Genomic DNA, 14,743 nt, shown 5'->3' with positions numbered 1-14,743 from the left:
TCAACAGCCAAAGGATAAGACCATGAAAAATAATATCTTATTTATATTAAGCACTGTTTTATTTACAGGCTGCAATCTGACTGACCAAGCCACCTACCAGCAACAACAAGTGTGTAAATCACTTTCTCAGGGCTACCTGCAAATTCAGAACCAACCAACCTATGAGTTATGGAAAATGGAGAAAAGCGACGCGCCAGAGCAGACTCGTATCATCAAAATGACCTATAAGAAACCCAATGAAAATGGTCTGATGCTCTCAAGCAACTTTCTGCCCACAGTCGAACTTGAATGCAAGTTACAACAGCAACATATTGTTGTTTCAGTGATACAAAAAACAGGGCCGTCAATCCCAGTGCTGAATGTACAACTGCAAAATGATGCTATTGGCAAACCGAGAAGCCCTGACTTAGTTGCTCAGTCAAAAACTCAATAAATAAACGGACACGTTTCGGCAAGTGCTCTTGTTGATAATAAACAGCATGGATGCTTTGATAAGAATGCTCTATCTGGTCTTCAAACAGAGCTTCAAGACGCCCTTCTCGAATGTCCTGCCAAATTTCAAACTCGGATAGCCGAGCAATACCCTGCCCACGCAAACACAGTTGTCGGACGGTTTCACCACTTGACGCTCTCACTTTAGGTTGTGTTTGAAAATACTCACCCTCAATTTTAATCGGCCAAGTGTTGATATAGGTTGGACGGGTAAAACCAATCACATCATGTTCAGTCAATGCTTGAGGCTGTAAAGGCTTGCCCTTGCGTTTTAGATATTCAGGACTGGCAACAATATAGATACGACTTTTACACACCAATTTAGCATGTAAGCTGGAATCATGTAATTCACCAAAACGAAACGCCACATCAGTCTTATGTTCCAGTAGATCAATCACCAAATCATTACTATTCAACTCGACTTCAATATTGGGATAGCACTGCCGAAATTTATGGACCAATGGGGTGATCACATGCAAGATAAAAGGCGTAGCGGAGTCAATCCGAATTACCCCCGAAGTATCCTGATCTGATTTCTGTAATGCTTCCTCAGCCGCATTCAAATCACTCAGGATTTTACGGGCATGTTGCAGAAACTGCTGACCTTCTTGAGTGAGCTTTAATTTTCGCGTGGTCCGTTCCAATAGGGTCACTTCGAGCTTGGATTCTAAACGGCTGAGCGAGCGACTGAGCCCAGATGCAGTCTGTCCTAGTCGTTCAGCAGCGGCAATAAATGAACCGGTATCGACAATGGTCATAAAAGCAAGCAGTTCTTCTACCGTAGATTTCATTGCCACCCTCTCAATTATTGATATTTAGTCAACTGTATTTTGCAAATTCATCTATTTTTTAGCAACAATAATCATCGCAAAATAACAGCCATTAATTAATAGCTCTGCTGAGCATGAAAAAGATTAGGTGAAAAATATGCGTATCCCTCAATTCGGTTTAGGTACTTTCCGTCTTAAAGATCAAGCAGTCATTGACTCAGTTAAAACCGCCCTGGAAGTGGGTTATCGTGCCATTGATACCGCACAGGTTTATGAAAATGAAGCAGCTGTCGGTCAAGCGATTGCAGAAAGTGGTGTTGCTCGCCAAGATCTGTTCCTCACCACAAAAATCTGGGTCGACAACTTTGCTGAAGAGAAATTTATTCCAAGCTTAAAAGACAGTCTGCAAAAACTACGTACCGATGCCGTTGATCTCACTTTGATCCACTGGCCAGCTCCAGCACTTGGTGTCTCCATCCCAAGCGTGATGCAATTGTTATTAGAGGCGAAACAACAGGGTTTGACTAAACAAATCGGGATTTCAAACTTTAATATCGCCTTGACTCAACAAGCGATTGATAGCATTGGTGTAGAACACATTGCCACCAACCAGATTGAACTCAGTCCTTATTTGCAGAACCACACCTTGGTCAATTTTTTACGTGAGCAAAACATTGACGTGACGTCATACATGACACTAGCGTATGGCAAAGTACTGCAGGATCCAACCTTAGTTGAGATCGCTGCACAGCATCAAGCAACGACTGCACAAGTCGCTTTGGCTTGGGCCTTACAAAATGGTTTTGCTGTGATTCCATCATCAACCAAACGTGAAAACCTGATCAGCAACTTAAAAGCGCAAGACTTAACTTTAAGTGCAGAGGAAATGCAGCTGATCGCTCAACTTGAACGTAATGGTCGAGAAGTGAGTCCTGAACCATTTGCGCCTGAATGGGACAAATAACATGAGCAGCCGCATCAACCTTCCTTTGCTAGCACTGGCTATTGGTGCCTTTGCAATTGGCACAACAGAGTTCTCTCCAATGGGGCTGTTGCCCAATATTGCCAATGATCTTGGGGTGTCGATCCCTAGTGCGGGCATGCTGATTACAGGTTATGCACTGGGTGTGATGCTCGGTGCACCGATCATGACCTTATGGTTTGGTGGCTTTGCCCGTCGTAATGCCCTGATTTTACTGATGGCAATCTTCACCATTGGTAACCTGATCGCAGCCTTTGCACCCAATTACATGAGCTTAATGGGCGCTCGGTTAATTACCAGCTTAAACCACGGTGCTTTTTTCGGAATTGGTTCTGTGGTGGCAGCCAGTGTTGTTCCAGCAAATAAACAGGCCAGTGCGGTGGCAACCATGTTTATGGGCTTAACCATTGCCAATATTGGTGGTGTACCACTCGCAACATGGGTGGGACAAAACATTGGTTGGAGAATGTCTTTCCTCGCGATTTCAGCCCTTGGTGTCATCACCATGCTGTCTCTTTGGAAGGCCCTCCCAGTCGGATCTGTTGGACAAAAGCCTAATGTAAAAATGGAGTTAAGTGTTCTTACACGCCTACCCGTGGTATTGGCATTGTTCACAACCGTGTTTGGTGCCTCAGCGATGTTTACCTTGTATACCTATATCGCACCTAGTCTGGTTGAGTTCACTCATGCCTCTCCAACCTTTATCACCATGATGTTGGTCTTGATCGGAATTGGTTTTTCAATCGGGAACCATTTCGGTGGAAAGTTTGCAGACTTATCTATTGATAAAACCTTAATTGGTTTCTTGGTGGTACTGATCGCGTTGATGGTCATCTTCCCATTCCTTGCTCAAAGCCAATTGGGTGCAGCAATCGGTTTGGTGATCTGGGGTGCAGCAGCCTTTGCGATTGTTCCACCATTACAAATGCGAGTGATGTCGGTTGCACATGAAGCCTCAGGCCTTGCTTCTTCAGTGAATATTGGCGCATTTAACTTAGGCAATGCCATTGGAGCTGCAGCAGGCGGTGCCGTGTTAAGCCTCGGCTTAAACTATGCGGCAGTCTCCATGATTGGTGCAGTACTGGCAGGTATTGGTTTAATCTTGGTTTTCATTCAAATGAAATTAGCAAGCAAACCAGAGACACCATTACAACAATGCCCTCAAGCATAAGCTCAAATAAAAAAAGCCTGATTTAAATCAGGCTTTTTTTATTATTTCAATAAATCTGGTAACTTCGGTTGTGCATATAAGGGATTATTCACTTCTTTTTTCATTTTCATCAGCATTTGATAAGGTTGCTGCTGCACAAACATATTCACAAAGCTCAATGGAATTGCTCCTGCTGGATCCGCATACCCACTGGTCGTGACTTTCACCTTATTATTGGCTAATTTCTGAAAAGTCCAATCACCTGCGTATTTGGTTAAACGCACGACATCTGGCTGCTCAGGGTAATTATTTTGAATAGCATTATTTTTAATACTGATGCTGCCATCTGCATTTTTAGTCATTTTCCCTTTAATCACTACATCACGGTCTTTTAACGGAAATGGAAAATCCAAAACCATATAAAGAGTGAATTCACCTTTCTTATCATCACGTGACAGCATTTGTGCCTTGCCCACATACGGCACCCATTGCGGTGTACGTTCCACATCAAGTACCACCGCCACAGCGCGCTCTAAGGGCACATCAAATGTGGTTTCAGCTTTATATTGGATAATCGGATTGTTTTCTGTTTGGTAAGTCCAAACCTTAATATTGTTCCGATGCAAACTGAGTTTGGCTGTATCTGATGCTGCAGTCACCGCAAAGCTGCTGAGACTGAGCAATGTGGCAAGAACGATATGCTTTTTATTCATGTCATGCTCAATTGTTGTAATGATGGCGAGAGCTTGTTTCACTTCTATCAGGAAGAAAGCTCGACAAGCTCTTTTATAGTACAAAAAAGGAACGTTTTATACTTCAATCTCGTTAAAGCCTAAAACATCTTTCATATCGTATTTACGCGCATCACGACCAACCACCCATGCTGCTGCACGGACTGCACCTGAAGCAAAGTTCATACGGTTAGTAGCTTTGTGTGTCACTTCAACACGCTCACCTTCACCAATAAACATTACCGTATGTTCACCGACGATATCGCCACCACGAATGGTTTCAAAACCAATGGTCTGGCGATCACGAGGACCGGTATAACCTTCACGGCCATAGACCGCGACTTCTTTCAAGTTACGACCTAAGGTATCGGCAATCGCCTCACCCATCATAAATGCTGTACCAGAAGGTGCATCGACTTTATGGCGGTGGTGCGCTTCAATGATTTCGATATCCACCGTATCGCCAAACACTTTCGCTGCAAGTTCTAATAATTTGATCGAAACGTTCACCCCAACTGAATAATTGGCAGCATATACCACAGGTGTCTGTGTTGCAGTTTCATCAAGGAATGCCTTTTGCTCATCTGACATTCCAGTAGTCCCGATCACCATTGCCACACCCGCTTCACGGCATAACTTTAAGTGCTGTTCAGTTGCAACAGGTGCAGTAAAATCAATCACCACATCACAGTCTTTCAATACTTCACTCAAACTTCCCACGATCTTGACACCGATGTTGCCAATGCCTGCAAGCTCCCCTGCATCTGCACCGACCAAACTGCTTTCAGGACGCTCAACAGCCGCTGCCAGTTGATAGCCGGCTTGTTGTACCGCTTGAATCAGAATACGCCCCATGCGTCCGCCTGCACCCAAGATTCCAATGCGTGGAGAAGATGACATAATTTTTCCTAGTCTTTTATTTAAACAATTCAGCTACTATAGCAAAACTCTGTGGCTGCGCTAAAAATTTCCAATAAAAAACCTGCCGAAGCAGGTTTTTTTATCAATACCGATTAATCAAATAAGCGGTCAAAGAATGATTTTTTCTTTGGAGAGGCAGCATGGCCATCACCATCAAACGAGGCTTGTAATTCTTTCAATAATTCACGCTGGCGACTGTTTAAATTCACAGGTGTTTCAACCACAATACGGCAGAGTAAATCGCCCACCATGCTGCTACGTACAGGGCGAACCCCCTTAGCACGCAAGCGGAATAATTTACCTGTTTGTGTACCTTCTGGAATTTTTAAGCTAACACGACCATCAAGGGTCGGGATTTCAATTTCTTTACCTAGAGCAGCATCAGCAATGCTGACAGGTACATCCATATAAAGATCTGCGCCATCACGTTGGAAAATTTCGTGTTCACGAACCACGACTTCAACATATAAATCGCCTGCTTGGCCATCACGGATGGCTTCGCCTTTACCTGTTAAACGTACGCGATCTCCATTGTCCACACCCGCTGGAATGGTAACTTCAAGCGTTTGCTGACGATCTGCAACACCTGAACCATGACAGCTATTACATGGATTCTTGATGATTTTACCTTGACCACGGCAAGTACTACAGGTTTGCTGAACAGAGAAGAAACCTTGTTGCATACGCACTTGACCTGCACCATGACAGGTACGACAAGTTTCTACATCGTTTGGATTTTTTGATCCTTTTCCATCACAGGTTTCACATGGCGCTGGGGCAGTAAAAGTAATGGTTTTTTTCACGCCTTTTACAGCTTCTTCAAGGGTGAGTTCCATGACATAACGAAGGTCTGAACCACGGCGTTGACGTTGTTGACGACCACCGCCACCAAACGCTCCACCAAAGATATCGCCAAACTGACTGAAAATATCTTCTGCACTAAAGCCACCAAAACCGCCACCTGCACCACCGAAGCCACCTTCAAAAGCACTATGCCCAGCACGATCATACATGCTGCGCTTCTCTTCATCAGAAAGGACTTCATATGCTTCCGCAGCTTCTTTGAACTTTTCTTCTGCTTCAGCATTGTCAGGGTTACGGTCTGGATGATACTTCATCGCCAACTTACGATAGGCTTTTTTGATCTCATCATCACTTGCGGTTTTCGAAACGCCTAAAACCTCATAATAATCACGTTTAGCCATGGTTGGCGGTGCTCCTCACGGAATTTACTTAAATCTAAAAAACAAATAGGCTCTGTCGACTTCGGAAATAAAAAGTCAACAGAGCCTTAATAGTGGCTGTACAATAAATTTACAAGGTCTATTGCAATAAAAAAGCAATAAATTTAGAAAACAGCTTTATTCTTAAAGTACTTTGCAATACCTTTCAGCCAAGCATTCAATAAAAATAACCATGCAATTGAACTAAATACCACACCAGCAACCGTCATTGCAGTCACCCAAAGTGCGTCGTTCCAAGCAAAAAAGAACAGTGGAATAAACCAGAGCACGGCAAAAATGGCCATCAGTAAAAACAACATCACATTACGCATAATCCAAAGTGCATGCGCATGTATCCATACCTCTGCATTATCCACAATCGCAACTTTTCGTGCTAATAGGTACGCAAATACAGCAAACACTATCGTAAATAATGCAAGAAACATGAACACATAAGAAATCGCCACGTAGCGGCGATGCTGCTCAATACCGTCTTGCCCCATGCTCTCTATCACCTCATTCACAGCATTATGCAAAATTTGCCATGCTATGAAATTCAATTATTTTTTGGTCTTAAAATATAGGTGCTACTATATTGAAATTTTCAATCTTTCGCACCTTTATTCACAAAATAATTACGATAGTTGTGTTGTTTTTTTAACCTTAAACCATGCCGCATACAGTGCAGGCAGGAAAAATAAGGTTAATAAGGTGGCAACAATCAGCCCCCCCATAATCGCAACCGCCATCGGACCAAAGAAAATACTGCGTGATAAAGGGATCATCGCCAGCACCGCTGCCAGTGCCGTCAACACAATTGGACGGAAACGACGCATGGTTGCACCAATGACCGCATCCCATGGTGTATGTCCCGCATGAATATCTTGCTCAATCTGATCGATCAGAATCAGCGAGTTACGCATAATCATCCCTGACAGAGCAATGGTGCCAAGCATTGCCACAAAACCGAAAGGTTTGTTGAACAACAAGAGGAACGCAACGACACCAATCAAACCCAATGGCGCTGTCAGTAACACAATGGTTGCCCGTGACATGCTACGAAGCTGAATCATCAGTAAAGTCATCACCACAGCCAAGAACAATGGCATGCCTGCATTGACTGAATTTTGCCCCTTAGCCGATTCTTCAACCGTCCCCCCCACTTCCAGTAGATAACCACTTGGTAGATCTGCTCGTAAGCTCTGCATCTGATCAGTCAACTGTTGCACCACAGTTGCAGGTTGTAAGTGGGTGCGGATATCGGCACGTACCGTAATGGTTGGTAGGCGATTACGATGCCAAATTAAGCCTTCTTCAAAGCGGGATTCAATATTGGCAATCTGCGCCAACGGAACAGTTGTGCCTTTAGTGGTCGGCACAGCCAAACTCGCTAAAGATGCAACTTCAACGCGTTCCGATTTATCACCACGCAAACGGATTTCAATCAACTCACGCTTTTCGCGATATTGATTCATTACCGCACCCGTCACTGAAGCATTGAGGAAATTGGCTAAATCCACACTGGAAACGCCCATCTGACGTGCGCGATCTTGGTCAATTTCGATTGCAATGATTTTACTCGGTTCGCCCCAGTCCAAATGCACATTGGTGGTATTTGGATCTTCGCTCAGGACTTTGGCAACTTTTTGCGCCCATTGACGTACTGTGCCGAGGTCTTCACCCGATACACGATACTGCAATGGATAACCCACAGGTGGACCATTTTCCAATAACGATACCCTTGTGCGCACTTGAGGCAATAACTGCTTAATCTGCTTGTCTAAAGAGCGACGGATTTCATCACGGTCATCAAGAGACGAGGCCAATACCACAAATTGAGCAAAACTGGCTTGTGGTAATTGCTGATCTAGCGGTAAGTAGAAACGCGGTGAACCTGTTCCCACATAGGCCACATAGTTATCAATGCCCTTTTGCTTGGACAAGAACTGCTCCACCTTATGTACCGCCTGTTCAGTTGCGGTCAGTGATGCCCCTTCTTCAAGTTTTAGATCCACCAGAATTTCTGCGCGATTCGATGGCGGGAAGAATTGTTGCGGCACTAACTTAAACATCGCGACTGACAATACAAAGATTCCCACCGTCACCGCAATCACGGTTTTACGATAGGTAATACAGATTTCAACCACACGACCGAAGGCCTGATAAAACTTGGATTGATATGGATCGTGATGCTGACCATGTGCTTCTACCACAGGTGCAGGTTGCTTACGCAGTCGCGCCCATAAACGTAGATACCATGCCGCTTGTTGCTGCTGTTTGCTAAAGTCGGGCAATAATTTTTCACCTAAATAAGGCACAAATAAAACTGCTGCAATCCATGACACAATCAGCGCAATAGTCACCACTTGGAAAATAGAACGGGTGTATTCACCTGTTCCTGATTGAGCTGTCGCGATTGGTAAAAAGCCTGCTGCGGTAATCAAGGTTCCCGTCAACATTGGAAAGGCTGTGGTTTGCCACGCAAAACCTGCCGCTTTCAATCTGCTATAGCCCTGCTCCATTTTAATCGCCATCATTTCAACAGCGATAATCGCATCATCGACCAGCAACCCTAAGGCCAGAATCAATGCCCCCAAGGAAATCTTATGCAGTCCCACATCAAATAGATTCATGCCTGCAAAAGTCATTGCCAGTACCAGTGGAATAGACAGTGCTACCACCAAACCAGTACGGAAACCCAGCGAGAAGAAGCTCACCAATAAAACGATGATCACAGCTTCGGCCAAGACCTTTAAGAATTCTTGAATACTGCGTTGTACCGCCACGGGCTGATCAGAAACTTTTTGCAGTTTCATACCCAAAGGTAAGGTTTTTTGTAGACGATTGAACTCGGTTTCAAGGTTTTTACCTAGTGCAATGATGTCACCACCTTTACGCATCGAAACCGAGATACCAATCCCATTTTCGCCCATAAAACGCATACGTGGCTGCGCTGGTTCACTAAAGCCTCGATAGACCTCAGCAACATCACCCAGTTGAATGGTTTTATCACCGACCAACAACGGCATTTTTTTCAGGTCATCAACACTATGTAAATGCCCACTGACTCGGATTTGAATACGGTCTGTACCTGTTTCAAAGAACCCTGCACCCGCCATGTCATTTTGTTTTTGAATCGCTTCCTGAATGGCTGTGACAGGGACACCCAGTTGTACCGCTTTGGTATTTGATAATTCAATCCAGATTTTTTGATCTTGCAGACCCACTAGATTGACCTTGTTGACATCTTTGACCCGTTGCAATTGCAGCTGCAAGCGGTCGGCATATTCCTTCATCACCGCATAGTCAAAGTCTTTGCCTGTCAGCACATAGATATTGCCGAAGGTGTCGCCAAATTCATCATTGAAAAAGGGTCCCTGTACACCGCTCGGCAACTGCGAACGAATGTCGTTGACCTTCTTACGCACGTTATACCAAACATCAGGAATAGCACTGGACGGCAAACTGTCTTTCGCCACAAAGGTCACCAGAGACTCGCCTGGTCGTGAATAAGCCATGATGCGGTCATACTGCCCCGTGGTCATCAATTCTTTTTCAATTCGATCCGTCACCAGTGTCGACACTTCTTTCGCCGTTGCCCCTGGCCAATAAGTCTGTACCACCATCACTTTAAAGGTAAACGGCGGATCTTCACTTTGCGAAAGTTTGGAATAAGACATGATGCCGACGATACCGAGCAACAGCATAAAATAAAGGATAATCCCCTTATTTTTGAGTGCCCATTCTGAAAGGTTAAATTTCATGTTTAACCTCCCGCTTTTACTGTGACTTCACGATTATCACGATCGACTGGATGAATTTTTTGCTGGTCACGCAGTAAATGTACACCACCGACCACAACCCAATCCGTTGCTTTTAAACCTGACACAACTGGCACACTATCTCGACCATAACTACCTAAAGTCACAGGCACTTTGCGTATGCTTTGATTGGCATTCACCACCCAAACATACGCTTGTTGATCATTGGCAGTCACACTGGATAGCGGCACGCTCAAAACGTTATTTTCATTTGCGACAAAGAATACCCGCGCACTTTGCCCAAGTTGAATCGTCGACTGTCCTTCAAGTAAAGAAACTTTCACGGTAAAGGTTCGAGATTGGTCAGCCGCGGGTGAAACCTCACGTACTTTGGCTGCAAAACGCGCATCTGGTTGCGACCATAAAGTAACCCATACTGGTTGCCCAACCTTGATGGTACTGACTGACTGCTCAGGCACACCAAATACCACTTCACGCTCACCATCAATCGCCAACTGATAAACAGCCTGCCCTGCTGCAATCACCTGTCCAATCTCGATTTGACGTTGGGTAATCACGCCATTTTTATTGGAAACTAAACGGTTATAGCCGGTTTGATTAGATGACACCTCATAGTTTGAGCGTGCTTGTTGTAGACTTGCCTGTGCAGATTCATATTGATTTTTGACTGCATCAAATTGCGAACGGCTCACCGCATTGACAGGTAAAAGTTGCTGATAACGCTGATATTCTTCAGCCGCAATCTTTGCCGCTGCCTGTGCGCTATCTAATTGGGCCTTGGCTGCATTCATCTGCAGCTGCGCATCTTTTACATCCAATTTCGCCAGCACTTGTCCCACTTTGACCCGATCACCAACATCGACATAACGTTCGGTAATCTGCCCCCCTACACGGAAGGCCAAAGCAGTTTGCTGTCTCGCTTGCACATCCCCCGCATAGCTTTTTTGATCGACATGATTACTGCTAGGTTGCGTCACCATGACATAGGGAATTTCCTCAGTCTTTGGCACCTCTTTTTGACAGGCGCTGAGGAGTACACTACTGACAATGAGTAACCCCAATATGATACGATTGATCTGATTCATCTCTTTGCGCTCTTATTCAAATTGATTTTTAAGGCGTGATATGAGCATTATCATAGATTGTTTATTTTTTAATTAATATACCCATGAGTACACTAATTAAAAATTAAAGCTAGAATTTTGATTTTTAAATTAATTAAAAGAGAAAGATAACGTGCAAATTAACAGTGGTCGCCCTAAAGATTTAGAAAAAAGAGCCAAAATTTTACAGGCTGCAAAATCTATTTTTTTAAAAATGGGCTATCACGCCACCAACATGAATCAGATTGCCAAAGAAGCGGGGGTGACCAAACTCACGGTGTATAACCACTTCCAAGATAAGGGCAATCTGTTTATCTGTGCGATTGAAGAAAGTTGTGAAGAGTCAATTCGAACCAAACAGTTTGAGCTGACAGCTGAATCTAATTTTAAACAGGCGCTGGTGCTCATGTGTCAGCGTGCATTAAGTATTATTTATCTGCCTGAAGCGCTGAAATTAGATTGCCTGCTGTTTGAATTGGCGGCGGAACAAAGTCCCTTAACCAAGCAATTTTTTGATGCTTCACATACCCGAATGTGTAATGTCTGGTGTGATTTCTTTGAACAGGCCATTACCTTTAATTTTATCCGCGCAGATGAACCGCTCAAGCAAACTGAGTTGATTATCTCGCTGATGTTGGGTATTCGTCATCAGCAGGTTTTACTCGGTTTAGCGCCTGTACCCACTACCACTGAAATCGATCAGATGATTGAACAGGCAATCGAAATTTTTATGCTTAAATATCAACCAATAAATTAGAGAATATTCACATTTTTTTACGTTCTGCTCTTGGAATGTCTCTCAATCGCGCTATAGTCGAATGAGAACAACAGGAGAATTAGAATGATTCAGCAAATCACTGCTCCATTACGTGAAGATGTCCGCTTACTGGGCAATTTACTCGGAGAGACCTTAAAGCAACATGCTGGGCAAGATTTGTTTAATCAGATTGAGCAAATTCGCACATTAGCCAAAGGCGCACGTGACGGCCAGATCGAAGCCGAAAAACAGCTAGAACAACTCTTCCTCGGTTTGAAAGATGAAGAGATTCTGCCACTAACTCGCGCATTCTCACATTTTCTCAATTTCGCCAATATTGCTGAACAATATCATGTGGTGCGTAGCCGCCGTCAGGCTGAGTTCGATGAGCACGCGCCTAGCCCAAATCCACTGCCACATTTATTCGAAAAATTCAAAACCCAACAAATCAGTGCACAGCAATTATTCCAACAGATCTGTGATTTAAAAATTGAACTGGTACTGACAGCACATCCAACCGAGGTCAGCCGACGTACCTTAATTCAAAAATATGATGATATTACCGACTGCCTCTCACAGCTGGATCAACAAAAACTGACACCCAGAGAACGTCAGCAAACCATCGCTACACTGAAGCAATTGGTCAGCTCAGCATGGCAAACCGATGAGATTCGTCAGCATCGCCCAACCCCTGTCGATGAAGCCAAATGGGGCTTTGCGACTATTGAGCAAACGCTTTGGAATGCAGTACCGAAATTCGTCCGTGAACTAAATGAATTGACTCAGCTACATTGTGAGCAAGCCTTACCTATGAGTATCGCGCCAATTCGTTTTGCTTCATGGATGGGCGGTGACCGTGATGGCAACCCGAATGTCACCCATCAGGTGACACAAGAAGTCCTGTGGCTCTCGCGTTGGCAGGCTGCTGATTTATATCTGCGTGATATTGAAAATCTGCGTTGGGAGCTGTCGATTCAAAACTGTTCCGATGAACTAACTCAAGCTTTAGGTTACGAACACCCTGAACCGTATCGAGAATATCTACGAGACACTCGCGAGCGCTTAAAAGCCACCCGCTATTGGTTGGGGCAACGCTTACAAGGTGCCGAAGCAGACGACAGCAATATCATCAAGAATAAAGAGGAACTGTTAGTTCCGTTACTGCTTTGCTATCGCTCATTAGTCGACAGTAATCTGGCTGAGATCGCCAATGGACAATTGCTGGATTTCATTTATCGGGTCAACTGTTTCGGCATCGAACTGCTCAAACTGGATATTCGTCAAGAATCAGGCCGCCATCGTCAGGCCATTTCAGCCATTACCGAATATCTGGGTCTAGGTAATTTTGAATCGTGGACTGAACAAGCCCGTCAGAACTTTCTGATTCAAGAGCTACAAAGCAAACGTCCATTATTACCAAAGTTCTTCAATGAACCAGAAGGTAGTCTGATTCAGCATCCTGACGTACTTGAAGTATTTGCGACCATGCGTACCTTGGCAGAACAGCCAACCGAGAGCTTGGGTGCGTATATTATTTCGATGGCAGAATATCCAAGTGATGTACTCGCGGTTTTATTGCTGCAAAAAGAAGCTGGGATTCAACATCCGCTACGTGTCGTGCCTTTATTTGAAACCTTAAAGGATCTGGATGGCGCAGCCAAAACCATGAATACCTTGTTCAATATGCATTGGTATAAACAGCATATTCAAGGTAAACATGAGGTGATGATTGGCTATTCAGATTCAGCCAAAGATGCGGGCTTTATGTCAGCCAATTGGGCACAATATCGTGCTCAGGAAGAACTGACTGCAATTGCCAAACAGCATGGTGTACAGTTGACCTTGTTCCACGGTCGCGGCGGTTCAATCAGCCGCGGCGGTGCACCAACCCAACAAGCCCTATTCTCGCAGCCACCAGGTTCAATTTCAGGTGCGATTCGAGTCACTGAACAAGGTGAGATGATTCGCTTCAAATTCGGTCTAGAAGGTATTGCGCTGCAAAATCTGGAAATCTATACCGCTGCGACTTTAGAAGCGACCTTGCTCCCACCACCTGAACCGAAAAAACAATGGCGTGACTTGATGAATCAAATGACCGATTTATCGGTCAAAGTCTATCGTCAAACCGTGCGTGAAAATCCAAACTTTGTCAGCTACCTACGGACGGTTACGCCAGAACTGGAATTACAAATGTTGCCATTGGGTTCTCGCCCAGCCAAACGTAAAGTCAGTGGCGGTATTGAATCACTGCGTGCCATTCCATGGGTGTTTGCATGGACACAGATCCGTTTGATGCTGCCTGCTTGGTTGGGTACAGGTACGGCGATTAATCAGGTGCATGAACAGCATAAAAACACCTTGAATGAGATGCTGGAACAATGGCCTTATTTTCAGACCCTGATTGATATGCTGGAAATGGTATTGTCTAAATCTGATGCCGATATTGCCCTGTACTATGAGTCGCATCTCACGCAAGATCAGGACTTAAAGGTTCTCGGAGTTGAGTTACGCCAGCGTCTGCAAAATGCGGTAGATACTCTACTGCGCTTAAAAGGTGAATCTAAATTACTCAGCAATAATGAGGTCTTAGATCAATCCATGCAGGTGCGTAAGCCGTATTTATTGCCACTGCATTTATTACAAGCGGAGTTGATGAAACGTCGTCGTTTATATCTGGCTGAACACCAAACCGAACATAGCCCTGTCGATCATGCCTTGATGGTCAGTATTGCGGGGATTGCCGCAGGTCTGCGTAATACAGGTTAAGTCGAACGCCAGCCTTGCCATCGATAGAAATCACAACTATTGATGGCGAGATTGGCAAAATATGCC

Annotated in this window: 12 protein-coding genes; 5 read left to right on the top strand and 7 right to left on the bottom strand. The window is 44.5% G+C overall.

What is annotated here, in order from left to right:
- The first annotated feature begins 22 nt into the window (after window positions 1-22).
- Complete coding sequence (locus NDN11_RS00245; protein ID WP_251110439.1) at window positions 23-433, top strand: hypothetical protein; 411 nt, start codon at window positions 23-25, stop codon at window positions 431-433.
- Here the strand turns inward: NDN11_RS00245 and NDN11_RS00240 are convergent.
- Window positions 381-1,283: a LysR family transcriptional regulator gene (locus NDN11_RS00240; RefSeq protein ID WP_251110438.1), complete on the bottom strand. Its 903-nt coding sequence runs from the start codon at window positions 1,281-1,283 to the stop codon at window positions 381-383. The two genes, NDN11_RS00245 and NDN11_RS00240, sit on opposite strands and share 53 nt — an antisense overlap.
- A 136-nt stretch (window positions 1,284-1,419) precedes the next feature.
- Here NDN11_RS00240 and dkgB point away from each other — a divergent pair, with 136 nt between their 5' ends.
- A complete protein-coding gene (dkgB, locus tag NDN11_RS00235; RefSeq protein ID WP_251110437.1) occupies window positions 1,420-2,226 on the top strand; it encodes a 2,5-didehydrogluconate reductase DkgB in 807 nt (268 codons plus the stop codon).
- Window position 2,227: 1 nt separating this feature from the next.
- Window positions 2,228-3,415 carry an MFS transporter gene (locus tag NDN11_RS00230; protein ID WP_251110436.1) on the top strand — a complete coding sequence of 396 codons (1,188 nt, stop codon included), beginning with the start codon at window positions 2,228-2,230 and terminating at the stop codon, window positions 3,413-3,415.
- A gap of 41 nt (window positions 3,416-3,456) precedes the next feature.
- Here NDN11_RS00230 and NDN11_RS00225 read toward each other — a convergent pair whose 3' ends face one another.
- The 6 genes from NDN11_RS00225 to NDN11_RS00200 all read right to left on the bottom strand — a co-directional run bounded on the left by NDN11_RS00225 (window position 3,457) and on the right by NDN11_RS00200 (window position 11,136).
- The gene (locus NDN11_RS00225; protein ID WP_167248422.1) at window positions 3,457-4,107 is read right to left on the bottom strand and encodes an START domain-containing protein; all 651 of its coding nucleotides are present in this window, start codon (window positions 4,105-4,107) and stop codon (window positions 3,457-3,459) included.
- 96 nt (window positions 4,108-4,203) lie between these two features.
- Complete coding sequence (dapB, locus tag NDN11_RS00220; RefSeq protein ID WP_167248421.1) at window positions 4,204-5,025, bottom strand: 4-hydroxy-tetrahydrodipicolinate reductase; 822 nt, start codon at window positions 5,023-5,025, stop codon at window positions 4,204-4,206.
- 113 nt (window positions 5,026-5,138) lie between these two features.
- Window positions 5,139-6,251: a molecular chaperone DnaJ gene (gene dnaJ, locus NDN11_RS00215; protein ID WP_004803417.1), complete on the bottom strand. Its 1,113-nt coding sequence runs from the start codon at window positions 6,249-6,251 to the stop codon at window positions 5,139-5,141.
- A 143-nt stretch (window positions 6,252-6,394) separates the two neighbouring features.
- The gene (locus tag NDN11_RS00210) at window positions 6,395-6,772 is read right to left on the bottom strand and encodes a hypothetical protein (RefSeq protein ID WP_251111458.1); all 378 of its coding nucleotides are present in this window, start codon (window positions 6,770-6,772) and stop codon (window positions 6,395-6,397) included.
- Between the two features lie 132 nt (window positions 6,773-6,904).
- Window positions 6,905-10,033 (bottom strand): efflux RND transporter permease subunit, encoded by a 3,129-nt coding sequence (locus tag NDN11_RS00205; RefSeq protein WP_251110435.1) that lies wholly within the window; start codon window positions 10,031-10,033, stop codon window positions 6,905-6,907.
- A gap of 2 nt (window positions 10,034-10,035) precedes the next feature.
- On the bottom strand, window positions 10,036-11,136 hold the full coding sequence (locus tag NDN11_RS00200; RefSeq protein ID WP_167248419.1) for an efflux RND transporter periplasmic adaptor subunit: 1,101 nt from the start codon (window positions 11,134-11,136) through the stop codon (window positions 10,036-10,038).
- A 151-nt stretch (window positions 11,137-11,287) separates the two neighbouring features.
- Between NDN11_RS00200 and NDN11_RS00195 the strand changes: the two genes are divergently transcribed.
- The gene (locus NDN11_RS00195) at window positions 11,288-11,911 is read left to right on the top strand and encodes a TetR/AcrR family transcriptional regulator (protein ID WP_251110434.1); all 624 of its coding nucleotides are present in this window, start codon (window positions 11,288-11,290) and stop codon (window positions 11,909-11,911) included.
- An 84-nt stretch (window positions 11,912-11,995) separates the two neighbouring features.
- The gene (ppc, locus tag NDN11_RS00190; protein WP_251110433.1) at window positions 11,996-14,677 is read left to right on the top strand and encodes a phosphoenolpyruvate carboxylase; all 2,682 of its coding nucleotides are present in this window, start codon (window positions 11,996-11,998) and stop codon (window positions 14,675-14,677) included.
- Window positions 14,678-14,743 lie beyond the last annotated feature (66 nt).

The sequence above is a fragment of the Acinetobacter sp. C26M genome, assembly GCF_023702675.1.
In the GTDB taxonomy this organism is placed as follows: Bacteria; Pseudomonadota; Gammaproteobacteria; order Pseudomonadales; family Moraxellaceae; genus Acinetobacter.
Note: the sequence above shows the minus strand (reverse complement) of the source record. Positions and strands in the feature narration are given on the sequence as shown.